The organism is Klebsiella sp. LY (assembly GCF_004010915.1).
GTDB classification, from domain to species: domain Bacteria; phylum Pseudomonadota; class Gammaproteobacteria; order Enterobacterales; family Enterobacteriaceae; genus Klebsiella; species Klebsiella quasipneumoniae.
In genome coordinates this window covers 3,979,847-3,999,048 of the sequence record NZ_CP022444.1, presented here as the reverse complement: position 1 = coordinate 3,999,048, position 19,202 = coordinate 3,979,847, and the positions used below count along the sequence as shown (strand labels likewise).

The window sequence follows — 19,202 nt, the reverse complement described above, 5'->3', positions numbered from 1 at the left end:
TTTCAGGCAGTGTGCGTGACCGACGCCCGTCCGGGCGTTGGCTTCCTGGAAAACAGACGGCGCGAAACGACGATGAGCGATAAAAAATGGATTAAGGCCGAGGACGTGGCCAGACTGGCCGGGGTCTCGCGCTCGGCGGTCTCCCGCACCTTCACCCCCGGCGCCTCGGTGTCGGAGAAGACCCGGCAGAAGGTGCTGAACGCCGCGGAAGCTCTGGGCTATCAGGTGAATATCATCGCCCGGACGATGATCACCGGCAGCAGTAATTTTATCGGCATCGTCACCGCCGGTTTCGACAATCCGTTTCGCAGCAAACTGCTGGCGCCGCTGGTCCATCAGCTGGCGCTCAACGGCTTTATGCCGCTGCTGATGAACGCTGACGATCCGCAGCAGCTCGCCCCTTCGCTTAAGCAGCTGCTGAGCTACCACGTCGCCGGGGTGATCATCACCTCCGGCGCGCCGCCGCTATCGCTGGCGGAAGAGTATCTGGAGCGCAAGATCCCCGTCACCCTGATCAACCGTCATGCGGATCTCGCCGGCTGCGACCGGGTGTGCAGCGATAACGCCCAGGGGGCGAAGCTGGTGGCGGACTTGTTCAGTCGTCGAGGCTGGCGGCAGGTTGGCTTTATAGGCGAAAATCGCGAGAACTTCAGCACCCGCCAGCGTTATGACGCTTTCATCGCGCAGACGTCGGGCATGACGGTGACCAGCCGCTTCTGCGACGGCGGCGGCTATCAGGCTGGCTACCAGGCTGCCAGAGAAATCGTTGCTGAAAACCCCGGGGTGCAAGCGCTGTTTTGCGCTACCGATATGCTGGCGCTGGGCGCCCAGGACGGCCTGCGGGACGCCGCTGCCCCGCTGCCGGCCATCGTCGGCTTTGACGATATCCCGCAGGCGGACTGGCAACCCTACCAGCTTACCACCATTCAGCAGAATACCGCCCTGCTGGCCCACCACGCGGTGGATCTGTTAATGACGCGGATCGCCCGCTTCAGCCTGCCCTCGCGCCATCGCGAAGTGCCGGTGAAATTAATTATTCGTCAAAGTGCGAAATGAAAAAATCATTTTATGCTGGAGCGATCACAGAATCTTCTGCGAAACCCGGCCACACTCATTCGGCCCTTCGGGGCTGTTTTTTTCACGCAAAATGCACACGTGTGCAAAATAGGGAGTCAATATGCAATCTCAGGAATCAGAAGCGCTACAGGCCCGCTACCGCCTGGCCTGCGAGCTGGCGAAAGCAGGGGCTGAGCTGGCGTTTGAATACTATCAGCAACGCGAAGCGCTGACCGTCGACCATAAAGGCGACGACCTGCAGGACGTGGTCAGCGTGGCCGATAAGCGGGTGGAGGCCTTTGTGAAACAGCGTATTCAGAGCGCGTTTCCGGAGGATGGCTTTCTCGGCGAAGAGAGCGGCGCCCGCCTGCCCGACGCGCAAGTGCTGTGGGTGGTCGACCCCATCGATGGCACCAGCTGTTTCCTCAACGGCCTGCACACCTGGTGCCTGTCGCTGGCGATCGTCGCCGACGGCGAACCGGTCATCGGCGTGGTCTACGACCCCAACCATCGCGAGCTGTTTCACGCCCTGCGGGGTCATGGCGCCTGGCTCAATGACGCCCCGATCCGTCCGCACCCCGCGGCGACGGTCAGGGAGGGAGTGATGGGCGTCGGCACCTCGCATCGCGTCACCCCGGCGGACTTTCTGCCGTTTCTGCAGGCGCTGCTCAGCGACGGCGGCATGTTTATCCGCAACGGCTCCGGCGCGCTGATGAGCGCCTGGGCGGCGGCAGGCCGGTTGATTGGATACTACGAGCCGCACATGAACCCGTGGGACGCCCTGCCGGGGCTGGTGCTGATGCGCGAAGCGGGCGGCGCCAGCAACGATTTTCTGGCGCAGGAGGGGATCCAGCGCGGCAACCCGCTGCTGCTGGCCAGCTCAACGCTCTACCCGCAGCTGAAAAAGATGATCCCACAACCATTACATTAACCCTTACGGGTCAGGCTATTTCTGATTATGTACTCTACACAGTAACGATAACTTCATTCACGGACGAACCACATCAATCAGTCAGGCCTCCGACCTGCGGAGAACCACCTATGTCTGGAATTATCGCTTTTTTCCGGGCGTCGCCGCCGAAAGCGGGCGCCGCGTTTGATGAACAGCGTTTTCGCCGGGTGCGCTGGCAAACCTTTATCGCCATGACCCTGGCTTACGTCACCTTTTACGTCTGCCGGTTATCCTTCACCGTCGCCAAAAGCGCGCTGGTGGAGTTGGGGATCACCCCGACGGAGCTCGGCATGATCGGCTCCACTCTGTTCTTCAGCTACGCCATCGGCAAGCTGGTCAATGGCTTTATCGCCGATCACGCCAACGTGGTGCGCTATATGAGCCTCGGTTTATTGCTCAGCGCCGGGATGAACCTGATGATGGGGATGACCACCAACGCCCTGCTGCTGGCCATCTTCTGGGGGATCAACGGCTGGGCGCAGTCGATGGGCGTCGGCCCCTGCGCGGTCTCGCTGGCGCGCTGGTACGGCGTTAAAGAGCGCGGCACCTTCTATGGCATCTGGTCGACGGCGCATAATATCGGCGAGGCCGTCACCTATATGGTGATCGCCGCGGTGATCGCCGGGTTTGGCTGGCAGATGGGCTACCTGTCCACCGCCGCGCTCGGCGCCGCCGGCGTGGTGCTGTTGGTGCTGTTCATGCACGATTCGCCGCAGAGCAGCGGCTTCCCGTCCATCAACGTCATCCGCGATGAACCGCAGGAGGAGGTCGAAGCCCGCGGCTCGGTGTTTAAAAACCAGTTGCTGGCGCTGCGCAACCCGGCGCTGTGGACCCTCGCCCTCGCCTCCGCCTTTATGTACATCGACCGCTACGCCGTCAACTCCTGGGGGATCTTCTTCCTCGAGCAGGATAAAGCCTATTCCACGCTGGAGGCGTCCGGGATTATTGGCGTCAACGCCGTCGCCGGCATCGCCGGGACCATCATTGCCGGCATGCTCTCCGACCGCTTTTTCCCGCGCAACCGCAGCGTGATGGCCGGCTTTATCAGCCTGCTGAACACCGCCGGCTTCGCCCTGATGCTCTGGTCGCCGCACAATTATTACACTGATATTCTGGCGATGATTATCTTCGGGGCCACCATTGGCGCTCTGACCTGCTTCCTCGGCGGGCTGATCGCCGTCGATATCTCCTCGCGCAAAGCGGCGGGGGCCGCGCTCGGCACCATCGGCATCGCCAGCTACGCCGGCGCCGGCCTGGGCGAGTTTCTCACCGGGATCATTATTGATAAAACAGCTATCCTTGAGAACGGCAAAACGCTGTATGATTTCAGCACGTTGGCGCTGTTCTGGGTGGGTACCGGTCTGGGTTCCGCGCTACTCTGTTTTACCACTGCCGCCATCGTCGCCCGGCGCCATGCCGTCGAACGGCAGACCTCGTTCTCCTCATAACCGATTAACGAATTAAGGAAGAAGATATGATGCCTGCAAGACATCAGGGGCTGTTACGCCTGTTTATCGCCTGCGCGCTGCCGCTGCTGGCGCTGCACTCAGCCGCCGCCGCAGACTGGCAGCTGGAGAAAGTGGTGGAGCTTAGCCGCCACGGCATTCGTCCGCCGACGGCCGGCAACCGGGAAGCCATCGAGGCCGCCACCGGACGCCCATGGACCGAGTGGACCACCCATGACGGCGAGCTCACCGGTCATGGCTATGCCGCCGTGGTCAACAAAGGGCGTGAGGAAGGCCAGCACTATCGCCAGCTCGGCCTGCTGCAGGCGGGATGCCCGACGGCGGAGTCGATTTACGTGCGCGCCAGCCCGCTGCAGCGGACGCGGGCGACCGCCCAGGCGCTGGTGGATGGCGCCTTCCCCGGCTGTGGCGTCGCTATCCATTACGTCAACGGGGATGCCGATCCGCTGTTTCAGACCGACAAGTTCGCCGCCACGCAAACCGACCCCGCCCGCCAGCTGGCGGCGGTGAAAGAGAAGGCCGGGGATCTGGCGCAGCGTCGGCAGGCGCTGGCGCCGACTATCCAGCTATTGAAACAGGCGGTTTGCCAGGCCGATAAGCCCTGCCCGATCTTCGATACCCCATGGCAGGTCGAGCAGAGCAAAAGCGGGAAGACCACCATTAGCGGACTGAGCGTGATGGCCAATATGGTGGAAACGCTGCGTCTCGGCTGGAGTGAAAACCTGCCTCTCAGCCAGCTGGCGTGGGGCAAGATCGCCCAGGCCAGTCAGATCACGGCCCTGCTGCCGCTGTTAACGGAAAACTACGATCTGAGTAACGACGTGCTGTATACCGCGCAAAAACGCGGGTCGGTGCTGCTCAACGCCATGCTCGACGGCGTCAAACCAGAGGCGAGTCCGAACGTACGCTGGCTGCTGCTGGTGGCGCATGACACCAACATCGCCATGGTGCGCACGCTGATGAACTTTAGCTGGCAGCTGCCGGGCTACAGCCGGGGGAATATCCCGCCGGGCAGTAGCCTGGTGCTGGAGCGCTGGCGCGACGCGAAGAGCGGGGAACGCTATCTGCGGGTCTATTTCCAGGCGCAAGGCCTCGACGACCTGCGTCGTCTGCAGACGCCGGACGCGCAGCACCCGATGCTGCGTCAGGAGTGGCGTCAGCCGGGCTGCCGTCAGACCGACGTCGGTACGCTGTGCCCCTTCCAGGCGGCCATCACCGCGCTGGGTCAGCGTATCGATCGGCCCTCCGCCCCGACGGTAGCGATGGTCCTGCCGTAGCGGCGTTTGCCGGGCCCGGGAAAGCCGTTTTTTCCAGGCCCGGCACGGCGTCCGTTATCCGTTATCCGGCGCAAACGCCCCGGCGGAGACCTGCGCCGGGGTGACCACCCCGCTGTCCAGCACCCAGCCGCTTATCAGCCCAGCAGGCGTGACATCGAACGCCGGATTGTACACGGCGGCCCCGGTCGGCGCCCACTGTACCGCGCCAAAGCTGCCCGCCACTCCGGTCACTTCGGCCGCGGCGCGCTGCTCAATGGGAATGGCCGCCCCGTTCGGGCAATGGCGGTCAAGGGTCGTCTGCGGCGCAGCGACGTAAAACGGGATCTGGTGGTAATGGGCCAATACCGCCAGGGAATAGGTGCCGATTTTATTCGCCACGTCGCCGTTGGCAGCGATGCGGTCGGCGCCGACCCACACCGCATCCACCTTCCCTTGCGCCATCAGGCTGGCGGCCATTGAATCGGCGATCAGCTGATAGGGCACGCCCAGCTCGCCCAGCTCCCAGGCGGTTAAACGACCGCCCTGCAGCAGCGGCCGGGTTTCATCGACCCACACGCTGGCCACTTTTCCCTGCTGATGCGCCAGCGCAATGACCCCCAGGGCGGTACCTACCCCGGCGGTCGCCAGGCCACCAGTGTTGCAGTGGGTCAGCAGTCGACTGTCGGGCTTCACCAGCGCACTGCCCGCCTCAGCGATGCGGTCGCACAGCTGTTTATCTTCTTCGACCAGACGCAAGGCTTCCGCTTCCAGCGCCTGCGGGTAATCCGCCCGGGCCAGCGCCTGCTTCATGCGATCCAGATTATTCATCAGGTTGACCGCCGTCGGCCGCGCCGCGCGCAGCGTCTCCAGCGCCAGCTGGAGTTCATCCCGGCTCAGGCCGCGCTGGGCCAGCAGGGCCAGCAGCAGGCTGGCGGACAGGCCAATCAACGGCGCGCCGCGCACCCGCAGGGCGTGAATATGGTCCACCAGCAGCGCAACGTTATCCGCCGCCAGCCAGCGTTTTTCCTGCGGCAAGGCCTGCTGGTCGAGAATAAAAAGCTGATTTTCACTCACCCGCAGGCTGGTGGTCTGTAATGTCTGCATGTCGTTAAATCCCTGTTGCGTTGTTGTATCACATTGTGTCAGGATGGAATCCAGAAGTATAGACGTCTGAACGGCTTAATCAGAATTCGAGGATCGAGGCAATGTCGCAATACCATACCTTCACCGCCCATGACGCCGTGGCTTACGCGCAGCAGTTCGCCGGCATCGACAACCCATCTGAGCTGGTCAGCGCGCAGGAAGTGGGCGATGGCAACCTCAATCTGGTGTTTAAAGTGTTCGATCGCCAGGGCGTCAGCCGGGCGATCGTCAAACAGGCCCTGCCCTACGTGCGCTGCGTCGGCGAATCCTGGCCGCTGACCCTCGACCGCGCCCGTCTCGAAGCGCAGACCCTGGTCGCCCACTATCAGCACAGCCCGCAGCACACGGTAAAAATCCATCACTTTGATCCCGAGCTGGCCGTGATGGTGATGGAAGATCTTTCCGACCACCGCATCTGGCGCGGGGAGCTTATCGCTAACGTCTACTACCCTCAGGCGGCCCGTCAGCTTGGCGACTATCTGGCGCAGGTGCTGTTTCACACCAGCGATTTCTATCTTCATCCCCACGAGAAAAAAGCGCAGGTAGCGCAGTTTATTAACCCGGCGATGTGCGAGATCACCGAGGATCTGTTCTTTAACGACCCGTATCAGATCCACGAGCGCAATAACTACCCGGCGGAGCTGGAGGCCGATGTCGCCGCCCTGCGCGACGACGCCCAGCTTAAGCTGGCGGTGGCGGCGCTGAAGCACCGTTTCTTTGCTCATGCGGAAGCGCTGCTGCACGGCGATATCCACAGCGGGTCGATCTTCGTTGCCGAAGGCAGCCTGAAGGCCATCGACGCTGAGTTCGGCTACTTCGGCCCCATCGGCTTCGATATCGGCACCGCCATCGGCAACCTGCTGCTGAACTACTGCGGCCTGCCGGGCCAGCTCGGCATTCGCGATGCCGCCGCCGCGCGCGAGCAGCGGCTGAACGACATCCACCAACTGTGGACCACCTTTGCCGAGCGCTTCCAGGCGCTGGCGGCGGAGAAAACCCGCGACGCGGCGCTGGCTTACCCCGGCTATGCCTCCGCCTTTCTGAAAAAGGTGTGGGCGGACGCGGTCGGCTTCTGCGGCAGCGAACTGATCCGCCGCAGCGTCGGACTGTCGCACGTCGCGGATATCGACACTATCCAGGACGACGCCATGCGTCATGAGTGCCTGCGCCACGCCATTACCCTCGGCAGAGCGCTGATCGTGCTGGCCGAGCGTATCGACAGCGTCGACGAGCTGCTGGCGCGAGTGCGCCAGTACAGCTGAGTGCGGCCTGTTTTTCCTCACCCCAACCCTCTCCCACAGGGAGAGGGAGCAAGCCCTAAAAAAGTGCAATCTTCAGGGATTGCCCGGCGGCGCTACGCTTGCGCGGGCCTACAGATAACCGCATAACGATTTGATGTTGCAGTCTTTCGTAGGCCGGGTAAGGCGAAAGCCGCCACCCGGCAGAAATGCGGGCACAATTTTGCGTTGACCTTGCCCTCACCCCAGATACTCAATCACCGACAGCCCGCCGTTGTAATCGGTGCTGTAGATAATTCCCTGGGCATCGACAAACACATCGCAGGACTGAATTACCCGCGGGCGGCCGGGACGGGTATCCATCATTCTCTCAGGAGCAGCCGGCACCAGCGCCCCGGTCTCCACCGGGCGATAAGGATTAGAAATGTCGTACGCCCGCACGCCGGCATTCTGATACGTGGCGAAGATAAGCGTTGAGCTGACAAAGCTCCCCGGCCGGTTCTCATGCAGATTGTGCGGGCCAAAATGCGCCCCTTTCGCCACATAGTCGATTTCATCCGGCTGTGGGAAAGTCGAGATACTCACCGGGTTCGCCGGCTCGCGGATATCAAACAGCCAGATCAGCTTCTCGCCGTCCTCCTGGTTGTCGAGCACCGCTTCATCCAGTACCACCAGCAGATCGCGATCCGGCAGCGGCAGCGCGGTATGCGTTCCGCCGCCAAACGGCGGGCTCCAGTTGCGATGGCTAATCAGCGTCGGCTGAGTTCGGTCTTTGACGTCCAGCAGCGTCAGGCCGCCGTCGCGCCAGCTGCCGTAGGCGGTATCCCCGGCAATAATGGCGTGGTGCAGCGCGTAGCGTTTGCCCTGCGGCCAGTCCGGTGTTTCGCCGCCTGCCTGGTGCATCCCCGGCAGCCACCAGCGCCCGGCAACCTGCGGTTTACGCGGATCGGCCAGATCGATGGTCAGGAAGATGTAGTCGGTAAAACCGTCGATCAGCGCGGACACATACGCCCAGCGGCCGCCGACGTACCAGATGCGGTGAATACCGATGCCATTAAGCGACAGAAAGCCAATTTCACGCGGCTTATCCGGCGTGGAGATATCAAACACGCGCAGCCCGGCGCTCCAGCCTTTGTCCTGCACATCGCTGACTGTGTCACCCACCGATCGGGTGTAGTACACCTTCTCATCGGCAAAACGGGCGTCGGCAAACAGGTCCCGGGCGTTGATCACCAGCAGCAGATCGTCATGCGCCTGGAGGTGCACGTTCCAGGTGCCCGACGGCGCGGCAATATAGTTGACCGTAGTGGGCCGGGTCGGATCGCGAACATCGACCACGGAAAAACCCTGCGACACCATATGGCCGATATAGGCGAATCCGCGGTGCACCATCAGTTGCACGCCGTCCGGACGACCGCCCTGGTCGCTATGGCCAATCAGCCGCATATTGCGGCTGTATTCGGGGGAAGGTAATGCTGACATAGTGGATTCCTTACGCCCGGTGGCGCTACGCTTACCGGGCCTACGGGTGCAGTTGGTGTTCCCCCTCTCCCTGCGGGAGAGGGCCGGGGTGAGGGCACCAGACCGCCCCACCGCCACCTGGCTTCGTTTTATTTGTTTTTCGCTTCCAGCGTCGCGAACCACGGGGCGATAAAGTCTTCCGTCTGGCCCCAGCCCGGAATGATTTTCCCCAGCGAGGCCACGTTCACCGCCCCCGGCTGGGCCGCCAGTAGCGCCTGCGGGATTGCCGCCGCCTTGAAGTCGTAGGTGGCTGGCGTCGGCTCGCCGGCGATCTTATTAGCGATCAGCCGCACGTTGGTCGCGCCGATAAGCTTCGGATCCACCGCCACGCTCACCTTCCACGGGCTGCCGGCTTCGCGCATCAGCTGCAGATCCTGGTTGGAAATATCAATGCTGTAGAGTTTGATCTCGGTGCGGCCGTTCTCTTTCAGCGCTTTATAGGCCCCCTGGCTAAAGGCATCCCAGGTGCCCCAGATAGCGTCGATTTTCCCTTTCGGATACTTGGCGAGGATCGCCCCCACCTTGTTAGCGGTGTCGCCCTGCACATCGGATGAAACGGCGCCGATCGACTCCAGCTCTTTAATTCCCGGATTTTGCTTCAGCAGTGTCTGGTAAGCCGCCTGACGGCGCTCCATCGGCGGGAAGCCCGCCACCCACAGCTTGACGATGTTGGCCTTGCCGTTGAAGTCTTTCACCAGCTGGCCAAAGGAGAGCTCGGTCAGTGAGGCGTCATCCTGCTGGCTGACCGTCACTCCCGGGATCTCACCGCTCACCGCAGTATCGAACACCGCCACTTTAATCCCGGCGTCCACCGCCTTCTTCACCAGGGCCGTCGAATAGGGGTCACGCCCCTGGGAGAGAATAATGCCGTCATATTTCTGGCTGATCGCCTGGTTGACGAAGTCCTGGAACTTGGCGTCATCGCCGTTGCTCAGGAAGGTGCTGATTTTGAAACCGAGCTTTTTGCCTTCCTGCAGCGCCCCGGCGACAAACTGGGTGGTGTTATCGTCAGACCCCAGGTTGCGGATCACGGCAATGCGGATCGGGCCGTTGTGTTCGGCAATGGCCGCCGGCACCGGCGTCGGGGCGGTGGCCAGCGCCGCCGTCGACTGCAGCAGACCCAGCGTAATGAGAGAGAGTGCGATCTTTTTCATGCGGTTTACCCTGTAAAATGTTAAGTACGGCGCTGAAAATAGGTCAGTGCCAGCGCGCCAGCCAGTACCAGCCCTTTAATAATGTCCATCGCGTAATACGGCACCGAGAGCATCACCAGGCCGTTGGAGAGCACGCCGAGGATCACCGCCCCCACCAGCGTCCCCAGGGCGTTCGGTTTCCCGGAACCGGCCAGCGAAAAGCCGATCCAGGCCGCCGCCACCGCGTCCATCAGATAGCCGCCGCCGGCATTAACCTGCGAGGATCCGATGCGCGAGGCCAGCAGAATGCCGCCCAGCCCGGCCAGCAGCGAAGCAATCACATACGCCGCCACTTTATAACGCGTGATCCGCAGGCCGGAGAGCCGCGCCGCCTCCGGGTTGCCGCCGATGGCGTACATCCGCCGGCCGTGGGTGGTGAACGACAGCGCCAGCTGGGCGACCAGCGTTACCACCAGCATGATGATGACGATTGTCGGCACCTGGCCCAGCGCGCCAAACGCCGCCGGGATGGTGCCTTCCGCCATCTCGCCGCTCGGCAGCACCATGTTTTCGGTAATCGACCCGCCGTAGCTATAGGTCATCGCCACCCCCTGAATCACAAACAGGCTGGCCAGGGTGGCGAGCATGTCGGGGATGCGCAGCACCACGATCAGAAAGGCGTTAAACAGTCCTACCAGAGTGCAGAGCACGAGGGTGATCAGGATTGCTTCGGTGGTCCCCAGGCCATGCCAGACGAACAGGGAGATCACCAGGGCGTTGGCCAGCGATGCCGTCGATCCGACGGACAGATCGAAGCCGCCGATGGTGAGGGAAATCGACACCCCAATGGCAATCACCGTCACGATGGCAATCGAGCGCAGAATGTTGATGATGTTGAACGGGTCAAGGAAATTGTCCGAGGCGAGGCCAAAGACCGCCACCAGCAGCACCACGGTCAGCAACATGCCCCACTTATAGAGAAAATCAAAAAATCGCTGACGGCCCGATACCGTCGCGTTCACTGCCAGGGCCTTGCTCACGCTGCCGCTCCTCCGGTTGAATAATAAAGCAGTGTCTCTTCCCGGGCTTCCGCGCCGGGGATCTCCGCCACGATCCGTCCGTCCCACAGTACGCAGATGCGGTCGCATAAACCGACCAGCTCGGCGAATTCACCCGAGGCATAAATCACCCCTTTGCCTTCCCGTGCCAGACCATCGATCAGCATGAACAGATCGGTTTTCGCTTTCACATCGACACCTTTGGTCGGTTCGTCAAAAATCAAAACATTGGCATGACTGCGCAGCCATTTGCCAATGGCCACTTTCTGCTGATTGCCGCCGGACAGACGGCGCAGCGTCTGACCGGGACCGGTGGCGCGCACGCCAAGGCGGGCAATCACCTCCTCCGCCCAGCGCCAGGCCTGCCGATGGCCGAACAGGCTCCAGCGCGAAAAGTGGTTATCGGCGCTGACCGCCAGGTTCATCGCGATCGGCTCTTCGATGAAAATGCCCTCTTTGCGCCGCTCCTCCGGGACCAGCGCCAGGCCGCGCCCTACCGAATCGGCCGGATCGCGCGGCCGCCACGGCTGGCCGTTCAGCTCGCCGCGCTGTACCCGGCTTTTGCTGGCGCCGAACAGCGCTTTGCACAGCTCAGTTTTGCCCGCGCCGGCCAGCCCAGCGATACCAAGAATTTCCCCCTTGCGCAGGCGCAGCGAGATATCCTGCAGCAGCGCCTCATCGTGCAGCCCTTCTACCTGCAGCAGCACTTCTTCACCGTGCGGCGGTCGCGGCGGCGGGAAGATATCGCTCAGCTCGTGGCCCAGCATCTTTTCGACAATCTGTTCCCCGCTCAGCGGCGCCATCGGGCCGCTCTCAATCAACCGCCCGTCACGCAGCACCGTCAGGGTGTCGCAGATCGCCTTCAGCTCGTGAATACGGTGCGAAATAAACACCACCCCGATCCCCTGCTGCTGCAGACGGCGCACCACCGCAAACAGGCGTTCGCTTTCATGCTGATCCAGCGGCGCGGTGGGTTCATCCAGAATCAAAAAGCGGCAATGGTGCGACAGGGCGCGGGCCAGCAGGATCTGCTGTTTTTCAGCAAGGGTGCAGCTATCAATAGAGCGCCTGACGTCCAGCGCCACGTCCAGCTGCGCCAGCGCCTCGCGCGCCAGCTGCCGAACCCGCGCCCAGCGGAAGGTCGTCCCCGGCTCAGCCAGCCTGTCCAGCATGATGTTTTCGGCAATGCTCAGGCCAGGCACCAGCGCCACGTCCACCTCCTGCTGCACCAGGTGGATCCCCAGCTGTTTGGCATCCCGCGGCGAACGAATGGTGACCGGCTGGTTGTTGATCGTCACCTCGCCTTCATAGTGGGCGTGGGTGCCGCACAACACGGCCATCAGCGTCGACTTACCCGCGCCGTTGGCGCCGGTCAGGGCATGCACCGACCCGCCATAAAGGGTGAAGGCCACCTTGTTCAGCGCCTGAAAGCCGGAGAAGGCCAGGCTAATGTTATGCATCTCAAGGCGATTCGCGCCCATCACTGCTCCCGTGCGGCAATTAATCTTCTGATTTAACGAATTTTTCATAGCCGCCGCTGGCTGACAACTGCGTAAAAAGCATAAGATACAACGAAATAATATTAGCCATCTGGATGTCCAGACATAACATCAGGTTAGCCCAACACCAATAAGGACAGCACCCATGAGCAACAGCGATATCCGCGTCGTGCCCGGCCCGGCCAACTATTTCTCCCATTCTGGCAGCCTTGAGCGGCTAAGCGATTTTTTTAACGCCGACCAGCTGTCGCGGGCGGTGTGGGTCTATGGCGAGCGCGCCCTGGCCGGCGCCGAGCCTTTTCTGCCGGCGGCCTTCCACCTGCCGGAAGCGAAAAAGATCCGCTTTACCGGCCACTGCAGCGAACGCGACGTGGCGGGTCTGGTGCAGGCCTCAGGTGACGATCGGGCGGTAGTGATTGGCGTCGGCGGCGGCGCGCTGCTCGACAGCGCGAAAGTGCTGGCCCGCCGCCTGGGGGTTCCGCTGGTGGCCATCCCGACCATCGCCGCCACCTGCGCGGCGTGGACGCCGCTGTCGGTGTGGTACAGCGACGCCGGACAGGCGCTGAATTTTGAGATGTTCGATGACGCGAATTTCCTGGTGCTGGTCGAGCCGCGCATCATTCTCAACGCCCCGGCGGAGTACCTGCTGGCGGGCATTGGCGACACCTTAGCCAAATGGTATGAGGCCGTGGTACTGGCGCCGCAGCCAGAGGCTCTGCCGCTCACCGTGCGGCTGGGGATTAACGGCGCGCTGGCGATCCGCGACGTGCTGCTGGACAGCAGCGAAACGGCGCTGGCGGACCAGCGCCGCGGCGAGCTGACCCAGGCGTTTCGCGATGTGGTGGATGCAGTTATCGCTGGCGGCGGGATGGTTGGCGGGCTGGGGGAACGCTACACCCGGGTCGCCGCCGCCCATGCGGTGCACAACGGGCTGACGGTGCTGCCGCAGACGGATAAATTCCTCCATGGCACCAAGGTGGCCTACGGCATTCTGGTGCAAAGCGCCCTGCTCGGTCAGGATGAGGTATTGGCGCAGCTGGTGCAGGCCTGGCAGCGCTTTAACCTGCCGGCGACGCTGGCGGCGCTGGAGGTTGATATCAATAACCGCGCAGAGCTTGACCGGGTCATTGCTCATACCCTGCGCCCGGGCGAGTCGATTCATTATTTACCGGTGACCTTAACCCCTGGGGTTCTGCGCGCGGCGTTTGAGGAGGTGGAATACTTCAGCCGTTAATCACCCCGACCGTCTATACCTAATGATGATGCTCACCACTCTCGCAACGAGGTCATCATGCAGATCGATTTAACATGTAAGAAGGCGCTGGTTACCGGCGCCAGCCGTGGATTGGGGCGCGCTATCGCGCTGTCGCTGGCGCGCGCCGGCGCAGATGTGGTTATAACGTATGAAAAATCGGCCGATAAAGCCCAGGCGGTCGCCGAGGAAATAAAGGCGCTGGGTAGGCACGGTGAAGCGGTGCAGGCCGACAGCGCCAGCGCGCAGGCGATACAGGATGCTGTGACCCATGCGGCGCGGTCCCTCGGCGGGCTGGATATTCTGGTCAACAACGCCGGGATCGCGCGCGGCGGCCCGCTGGAGTCCATGACGCTGGCGGACATTGACGCGCTTATTAACGTCAATATTCGTGGGGTGGTTATCGCTATCCAGGAGGCGCTGGTGCATATGTCCGACGGCGGCCGCATCATCAACATCGGCAGCTGTCTGGCTAACCGCGTGGCGCAGCCGGGCATCGCGGTTTACTCAATGACCAAGTCCGCTCTCAACTCCCTGACCCGCGGCCTGGCGCGCGATTTAGGCCCCCGCGGTATCACCGTTAACCTCGTCCATCCCGGCCCGACCAACAGCGATATGAACCCGGAAGACGGCGAGCAGGCCGATGCTCAGCGTCAACTTATTGCGTTAGGCCACTACGGCCAGCCGGAAGACATCGCCGCGGCGGTCACCTTCCTCGCCAGCCCGGCCGCCGGGCAGATCTCCGGCACCGGTCTCGATGTGGACGGTGGTTTGAACGCCTGATCGCACATTTCCTGCAAGCCTCTGTCGTCCGGCAGAGGCCTTCCCGAGCACCCTCGACGGTTCCCGTTTTGCCGCTTTCTCCCGGTTTTTCTCCGCTCTACAGTAACCCATTAGAAATTCGGAATTTATCTAATAGTCTTATTATGTCCTTATATTCTGTGTGGGTGTACAGTGGAGGTACGGATGAAGATTGTCTGGTCAAAAACAGCAGAGAAGCAATTTTCTAAAATCGATACGCGATATCAGAACCGCATTAAATTCAGGCTGGAGAAGATGGATGATAAAACATCACCTGTCGCGGATATCAAGAAATTATCTTCTCCCGAAAACCACTACAGGTTGCGATTAGGTGATTACAGGGTCATTTACACCTTCGGAGACCCGCCGGGTGATACCTGTTACGTAGTGGCGGTAAAACGCCGGACAACCACCACCTACCTTCATGAGGAGCATACGGAATATGACTATTCAGTTCATCAAGGATGAAGAAGGAAAAAAACAGTATGTTGTCATTCCCTACGGTGAATATTTTCGCATGCGTTTAGCCATGCTTGAGTATGATGACGATGATGAAAACGACTGGGAAGACATCCCTTACGAATCAGATATCTACGATAACGTAGGTTTACCGGGTGAAGTGTGCGACATCATGCATAGCGAGAACGTCAGCCTGCAGGCCGCGTGGCGTATCCTGCGTGGGTTATCCCAGCAGGAGGTGGCCGACAAACTGGGCATCAGCCAGTCCGCCGTGTCACAGCTGGAAGCGCTGGACTCCCGGCCGCAGAAGCGCACCCGCGAAAAGCTGGCGGCGCTCTACGGCTGTAAGCAGGAGCAGATCAGCCTCTATCTGCCGAAAGAGGGTTAACAGCACTTCGCCCCGCCCTTGCCGCCGTAGCGAGCGTCCTGGCGTTCGCGGAAAAATTCTTCCCAGGTCATTGGCGTCTGATCCGGATGGTTGACGCGCATGTGCTCGACGTAGTTGTCGTAATCCGGCACGCCGATCATCATTTTGGCGGCCTGGCCCAGGTACTTACCTGCTTTGGAAAGGGTGTCAAACATAAGTCATTTCTCTTTTGTTTCCCTCACCCCGAGCCTCTGCCAAAGGGAGAGGGAGGATCAGAAAGACAGGCCGGGTAAGGCGAAGCCGCCACCCGGCACACAGGTTAATGCGCCCCTTTCGCCTGGGTCACCATCGCGTCCAGGTTTTCAGGCATTGGCTCATAGGGTGTCTCTTTCGCCGTCGGTTTATTCTCCTTCAGCGCCGCCAGCGCGGTTTTAATCGAGAACAGCGCCAGCACCACCACCACGATCATAAAGAAGATGGTCAGCCCGGCATCGAGACGGTTGTTAAACACCAGCTGCGACAGCTGCGACTCGGTGTACTGCGCCGGAATTTTGCCGCTGTCGATCATCGCCTGGAACTTGTTGGCAATCGCCAGGAAGCCCACTTTATTGTCCGGGCTGAAGGCTTTCTGCCAGCCGGCGGTGAGGGTACAGATCAGCAGCCAGGCCGTCGGCACCAGCGCCACCCACGCATAGCGCTGACGTTTCATCTTGAACAGCACCACTGCGCAGAGCATCAGCGCCATCCCCGCCAGCATCTGGTTGGCGATACCGAACAGCGGCCACAGGGTGTTAATACCGCCCAGCGGATCGACCACCCCCTGATGCAGGAAGTAGCCCCACGCCAGCACGCACAGCGCCGTCGCCAGCAGGTTAGCCGGTAACGAATCAGTACGCTTCAGGTTCGGGGAGATCACACCCAGCAGATCCTGCAGCATAAAGCGCGCCGCACGGGTGCCGGCATCCACCGCCGTCAGGATAAACAGCGCTTCAAACAGAATGGCAAAGTGGTACCAGAACGAGACGTCCATCAGCCCGCCCAGCGCGCCGTGGAGAATGTAGGCCATGCCCACCGCCAGCGTAGGCGCCCCGCCGGCGCGGGAGATGATGGACTGCTCGCCCACCTCATTAGCGATATGCGTCAACGTTTCCGGGGTAATCGCAAAGCCCCAACCGCTCACCACCTGCGCCGCCGACGCCACCACATCGGTGGTTCCCGCCGGCGCCAGCACCGCCATCGGGCTGTTCATCGCGAAGTAGACGCCCGGGTCAATGATACAGGCGGCGACCAGCGCCATAATCGCCACGAAGGATTCCATCAGCATGCCGCCGTAGCCGATAAAGCAGGCCTGATTTTCATTCGCCAGCATCTTCGGCGTGGTACCGGAGGCAATCAGGGCGTGGAAGCCCGACACCGCGCCGCAAGCGATAGTGATAAACAGGAACGGGAACAGGTTGCCAGTCCATACCGGGCCAGTACCGTCAATAAATTTGGTCAGCGCCGGCATGGTCAGGGTCGGACGCATAATCAGAATGCCGATCGCCAGACCGACGATAGTGCCGATTTTGAGGAAGGTGGAGAGGTAGTCGCGCGGGGCCAGCAGCAGCCAGACCGGCAGCACCGCGGCGACAAAGCCATAGCCCACCAGCATCCAGGTGAGCTGGACGCCGGTAAAGTCAAAGAACGGCGCCCAGGTCGGGCTTTCCGCTACCCAGCCGCCGGAGATAATGGCGAACACCAGGAATATCAGGCCAATCACCGACACTTCGCCAATGCGCCCCGGGCGCAGATAGCGAATATAGATCCCCATAAACAGCGCCAGCGGAATGGTAAAGGCCACGGTATAGGTTCCCCACGGGCTGTGGGTCAGCGCTTTCACCACGATCATCGCCAGCACCGCGAGGATGATCACCATGATCATAAAGGTCGCCACCAGGGCAATCACCCCGGCGGTCGCCCCCATCTCCTCTTTCACCAGTTCGCCCAGCGAACGGCCGTCGCGGCGGGTGGAGACGAACAGCACCATAAAGTCCTGCACCGCCCCGGCCAGCACCACGCCGGCGAGGATCCAGATCATCCCCGGCAGATAGCCCATCTGCGCGGCAAGCACCGGGCCCACCAGCGGCCCCGCGCCGGCGATGGCGGCAAAATGGTGTCCGAACAGCACTTTTTTGTCAGTCGGGACATAGTCGAGGCCATCGTTATGCCGCACCGCGGGCGTCATGCGCGTCGAATCGACGCCGAGCACGGTTTTGGCGATATACAGGCCGTAAAAACGATACGCGATCAGATAAACGCAGACTGCCGCGACGACAATCCACAGCGCGTTGATCTGCTCACCCCGGTTTAAAGCAATGTAGCCGAGGGCAAAGGCTCCGATCACGGAGAGCAGTGCCCAGATAAGGTATTTCCCTGAATTATTCATTGTTGTGGTCCACCGGTAGGGTAATCAGGATGTTACATTTTGTTTCTAGATCACAACGCAGAATTTAACAACATCGAAACAGCGCAGATGCCGTCCACCCACAGAGATTTGTCTCACATTGCTAGCGAGATCACTTAAGGCTGGAAAATGAATGAAAGGATTACCGTGAACGTTGCCGTTTTTTTGTCGGGTGGCGGCTAACGCCTTACCCGACCTACAGATTCGTAGCCCGGCTAAGCCTAGCGCAAGCCGAGGAAACAATGGCTTCTTAGCCCAGAAACTGTAGCCCTGCTAAGCGCAGCGCGAGCAGGGAAATTCTCGGATGGCGGCGCATTGCGCCTTATCCGGGCTACCCATTGCGCCGATCCGTAACCCGGCTAAGCGTAGCGCGAGCCGGGGCAATAGCGGCTCCTTAGCCCAGCACCGCAGTGCCCAGACGACAGGTGCAGCAGCGCCGCCCCTTCTCGTCATACACCACAATCTCCCAGCTTTGGCTCTGCCGGCCAAGATGCAGCGGGCGGCACTCGCCGCGCACTTTCCCGCTGGAGACCGCCCGGTGATGGGTGGCGTTCAGCTCGGTGCCCACCACGCACTGCCCCTCTTCGGTCATCAGCCAGCCGGCCATCGACCCCAGCGTCTCCGCCAGCGCCGCTGAGGCCCCACCGTGCAGCAGGCCAAACGGCTGATGGGTGCGGGCATCCACCGGCATTTCCGCCTCCAGCAGCCCCGCCTCCAGCCGGGTGTAGACGATCCCCAGATGCGCCACCAGGGTGTTTTCGCTACTGGCGTTCAGCGCCGCCAGCGTGAGCGCTCGTTTCCAGGTCATTTACGCCCCCAGCGTCGAGCCGCCGTCTACCACGATATCCTGCAGGGTGATATGGCTGGCGTGAGAAGAGGCGAGGAACAAAATGGTATTGGCGATCTCCTGTGGGCGGGCAATCTTACCCAGCGGGATGCCGAGCTTAAACTGCTCGCCGAAACCGCGGATGCGCTGCTGCTCCGCATCGTCGCTGACCCACAGCGTGCGCTGCATATCGGTATCGGTAGAGCCCGGCGACACCAGATTACAGCGCACCCCGCTGCCCGCCAGCTCAAGGCCGACGGTTAGCGCCAGGCTTTTCAGCGCCGCTTTCGAGGCGCCATAGGCGCTCATGCCGATACGCGGCGTATGCGCGGCATCGGAAGCGACGGTGACGATGGCCCCGCCCCGCTGGCGACGGAACTGGGCCATCGTCTGCTGAAACAGATTAAACGCCCCGCCGACGTTGACCGCGAAGGTCTGCCGCCACTCTTCCGCGCTCAGCTGGTCGGTGGCGCCCATGCGCAGGATCCCGGCGGCGTTCACCAGCACGTCTAATCGCTCGGTGTTCGCCAACAGGCGGCTGCACACTTCGCGTACCCGGTCGGCATCGGCGATGTCCAGCGTTTCGGTGGCAAACGGGTAGCGTTCGCCGTCAAAGGCGAGGTCGAAACCGGTGACGTTGGCCCCGGCCTCCACAAAAGCCAGCGCGGTGGCATAGCCAATGCCTTTACCGGCGCCGGTCACCCACACGGTCTGGCCGCGAAAATCCAGCGC

18 protein-coding genes are annotated in these 19,202 nt (G+C 61.6%); 9 read left to right on the top strand and 9 right to left on the bottom strand.

The window, feature by feature from the left end; translation table 11 throughout:
- The first annotated feature begins 105 nt into the window (after nt 1-105).
- The 4 genes from CE636_RS22540 to CE636_RS22525 all read left to right on the top strand — a co-directional run bounded on the left by CE636_RS22540 (nt 106) and on the right by CE636_RS22525 (nt 4,751).
- Entirely contained in the window at nt 106-1,056 is a 951-nt protein-coding gene (locus CE636_RS22540; protein WP_074194126.1) for a LacI family DNA-binding transcriptional regulator, read from the top strand.
- A 121-nt stretch (nt 1,057-1,177) separates the two neighbouring features.
- Entirely contained in the window at nt 1,178-1,987 is an 810-nt protein-coding gene (locus CE636_RS22535) for an inositol monophosphatase family protein (protein ID WP_017899069.1), read from the top strand.
- Between the two features lie 110 nt (nt 1,988-2,097).
- Nucleotides 2,098-3,456, top strand: a complete 1,359-nt coding sequence (locus CE636_RS22530) for an MFS transporter (protein WP_017899068.1) — start codon at nt 2,098-2,100, stop codon at nt 3,454-3,456.
- A 26-nt stretch (nt 3,457-3,482) separates the two neighbouring features.
- Nucleotides 3,483-4,751, top strand: a complete 1,269-nt coding sequence (locus CE636_RS22525; RefSeq protein ID WP_017899067.1) for a histidine phosphatase family protein — start codon at nt 3,483-3,485, stop codon at nt 4,749-4,751.
- Between the two features lie 54 nt (nt 4,752-4,805).
- Here CE636_RS22525 and mtnA read toward each other — a convergent pair whose 3' ends face one another.
- Nucleotides 4,806-5,834, bottom strand: a complete 1,029-nt coding sequence (mtnA, locus tag CE636_RS22520) for an S-methyl-5-thioribose-1-phosphate isomerase (protein WP_017899066.1) — start codon at nt 5,832-5,834, stop codon at nt 4,806-4,808.
- 101 nt (nt 5,835-5,935) lie between these two features.
- Here mtnA and mtnK point away from each other — a divergent pair, with 101 nt between their 5' ends.
- Nucleotides 5,936-7,135, top strand: a complete 1,200-nt coding sequence (gene mtnK, locus CE636_RS22515) for an S-methyl-5-thioribose kinase (protein ID WP_004151657.1) — start codon at nt 5,936-5,938, stop codon at nt 7,133-7,135.
- Between the two features lie 216 nt (nt 7,136-7,351).
- Here mtnK and CE636_RS22510 read toward each other — a convergent pair whose 3' ends face one another.
- The 4 genes from CE636_RS22510 to CE636_RS22495 all read right to left on the bottom strand — a co-directional run bounded on the left by CE636_RS22510 (nt 7,352) and on the right by CE636_RS22495 (nt 12,304).
- Entirely contained in the window at nt 7,352-8,593 is a 1,242-nt protein-coding gene (locus CE636_RS22510; RefSeq protein WP_017899065.1) for an LVIVD repeat-containing protein, read from the bottom strand.
- A 128-nt stretch (nt 8,594-8,721) separates the two neighbouring features.
- Nucleotides 8,722-9,786, bottom strand: coding sequence for a sugar ABC transporter substrate-binding protein (locus CE636_RS22505; RefSeq protein ID WP_004885784.1), 1,065 nt, complete (start codon nt 9,784-9,786; stop codon nt 8,722-8,724).
- A gap of 20 nt (nt 9,787-9,806) precedes the next feature.
- Entirely contained in the window at nt 9,807-10,805 is a 999-nt protein-coding gene (locus tag CE636_RS22500; protein ID WP_004885781.1) for an ABC transporter permease, read from the bottom strand.
- The gene (locus tag CE636_RS22495; protein WP_017899064.1) at nt 10,802-12,304 is read right to left on the bottom strand and encodes a sugar ABC transporter ATP-binding protein; all 1,503 of its coding nucleotides are present in this window, start codon (nt 12,302-12,304) and stop codon (nt 10,802-10,804) included. Before CE636_RS22495 ends, CE636_RS22500 begins: the two co-directional genes overlap by 4 nt.
- A 163-nt stretch (nt 12,305-12,467) precedes the next feature.
- Here CE636_RS22495 and CE636_RS22490 point away from each other — a divergent pair, with 163 nt between their 5' ends.
- The 4 genes from CE636_RS22490 to CE636_RS22475 all read left to right on the top strand — a co-directional run bounded on the left by CE636_RS22490 (nt 12,468) and on the right by CE636_RS22475 (nt 15,222).
- A complete protein-coding gene (locus CE636_RS22490) occupies nt 12,468-13,556 on the top strand; it encodes an oxidoreductase (RefSeq protein WP_017899062.1) in 1,089 nt (362 codons plus the stop codon).
- A gap of 57 nt (nt 13,557-13,613) precedes the next feature.
- Entirely contained in the window at nt 13,614-14,357 is a 744-nt protein-coding gene (locus tag CE636_RS22485) for an SDR family NAD(P)-dependent oxidoreductase (protein WP_017899061.1), read from the top strand.
- A 183-nt stretch (nt 14,358-14,540) separates the two neighbouring features.
- The gene (locus CE636_RS22480; protein ID WP_017899060.1) at nt 14,541-14,843 is read left to right on the top strand and encodes a type II toxin-antitoxin system RelE family toxin; all 303 of its coding nucleotides are present in this window, start codon (nt 14,541-14,543) and stop codon (nt 14,841-14,843) included.
- Nucleotides 14,818-15,222, top strand: coding sequence for a helix-turn-helix domain-containing protein (locus CE636_RS22475; RefSeq protein WP_004885761.1), 405 nt, complete (start codon nt 14,818-14,820; stop codon nt 15,220-15,222). Before CE636_RS22480 ends, CE636_RS22475 begins: the two co-directional genes overlap by 26 nt.
- On the opposite strand, the gene CE636_RS22470 is transcribed toward CE636_RS22475, so the two are convergent.
- From CE636_RS22470 to entA, 4 genes are all read right to left on the bottom strand, one after another.
- Complete coding sequence (locus tag CE636_RS22470) at nt 15,219-15,416, bottom strand: YbdD/YjiX family protein (RefSeq protein WP_004885759.1); 198 nt, start codon at nt 15,414-15,416, stop codon at nt 15,219-15,221. The two genes, CE636_RS22475 and CE636_RS22470, sit on opposite strands and share 4 nt — an antisense overlap.
- A 104-nt stretch (nt 15,417-15,520) precedes the next feature.
- Nucleotides 15,521-17,626, bottom strand: a complete 2,106-nt coding sequence (cstA, locus tag CE636_RS22465) for a pyruvate/proton symporter CstA (protein ID WP_004885757.1) — start codon at nt 17,624-17,626, stop codon at nt 15,521-15,523.
- Between the two features lie 412 nt (nt 17,627-18,038).
- Nucleotides 18,039-18,452 (bottom strand): proofreading thioesterase EntH, encoded by a 414-nt coding sequence (gene entH / locus CE636_RS22460; RefSeq protein ID WP_017899059.1) that lies wholly within the window; start codon nt 18,450-18,452, stop codon nt 18,039-18,041.
- Nucleotides 18,453-19,199 (bottom strand): 2,3-dihydro-2,3-dihydroxybenzoate dehydrogenase EntA, encoded by a 747-nt coding sequence (gene entA / locus CE636_RS22455; protein ID WP_025999137.1) that lies wholly within the window; start codon nt 19,197-19,199, stop codon nt 18,453-18,455.
- Between the last annotated feature and the right edge of the window lie 3 nt (nt 19,200-19,202).

Excerpts from the sequence above, each read along its gene's own strand:
- mtnA (WP_017899066.1), bottom strand. The coding sequence starts at position 5,834 with ATGCAGACATTACAGACCACCAGCCTGCGGGTGAGTGAAAATCAGCTT.
- CE636_RS22510 (WP_017899065.1), bottom strand. The coding sequence starts at position 8,593 with ATGTCAGCATTACCTTCCCCCGAATACAGCCGCAATATGCGGCTGATT.
- mtnK (WP_004151657.1), top strand. The coding sequence starts at position 5,936 with ATGTCGCAATACCATACCTTCACCGCCCATGACGCCGTGGCTTACGCG.
- CE636_RS22535 (WP_017899069.1), top strand. The coding sequence starts at position 1,178 with ATGCAATCTCAGGAATCAGAAGCGCTACAGGCCCGCTACCGCCTGGCC.
- CE636_RS22525 (WP_017899067.1), top strand. The coding sequence starts at position 3,483 with ATGATGCCTGCAAGACATCAGGGGCTGTTACGCCTGTTTATCGCCTGC.
- CE636_RS22480 (WP_017899060.1), top strand. The coding sequence starts at position 14,541 with ATGAAGATTGTCTGGTCAAAAACAGCAGAGAAGCAATTTTCTAAAATC.
- CE636_RS22470 (WP_004885759.1), bottom strand. The coding sequence starts at position 15,416 with ATGTTTGACACCCTTTCCAAAGCAGGTAAGTACCTGGGCCAGGCCGCC.
- CE636_RS22495 (WP_017899064.1), bottom strand. The coding sequence starts at position 12,304 with ATGGGCGCGAATCGCCTTGAGATGCATAACATTAGCCTGGCCTTCTCC.
- CE636_RS22475 (WP_004885761.1), top strand. The coding sequence starts at position 14,818 with ATGACTATTCAGTTCATCAAGGATGAAGAAGGAAAAAAACAGTATGTT.
- cstA (WP_004885757.1), bottom strand. The coding sequence starts at position 17,626 with ATGAATAATTCAGGGAAATACCTTATCTGGGCACTGCTCTCCGTGATC.
- entH (WP_017899059.1), bottom strand. The coding sequence starts at position 18,452 with ATGACCTGGAAACGAGCGCTCACGCTGGCGGCGCTGAACGCCAGTAGC.
- CE636_RS22505 (WP_004885784.1), bottom strand. The coding sequence starts at position 9,786 with ATGAAAAAGATCGCACTCTCTCTCATTACGCTGGGTCTGCTGCAGTCG.
- CE636_RS22530 (WP_017899068.1), top strand. The coding sequence starts at position 2,098 with ATGTCTGGAATTATCGCTTTTTTCCGGGCGTCGCCGCCGAAAGCGGGC.
- CE636_RS22485 (WP_017899061.1), top strand. The coding sequence starts at position 13,614 with ATGCAGATCGATTTAACATGTAAGAAGGCGCTGGTTACCGGCGCCAGC.
- CE636_RS22490 (WP_017899062.1), top strand. The coding sequence starts at position 12,468 with ATGAGCAACAGCGATATCCGCGTCGTGCCCGGCCCGGCCAACTATTTC.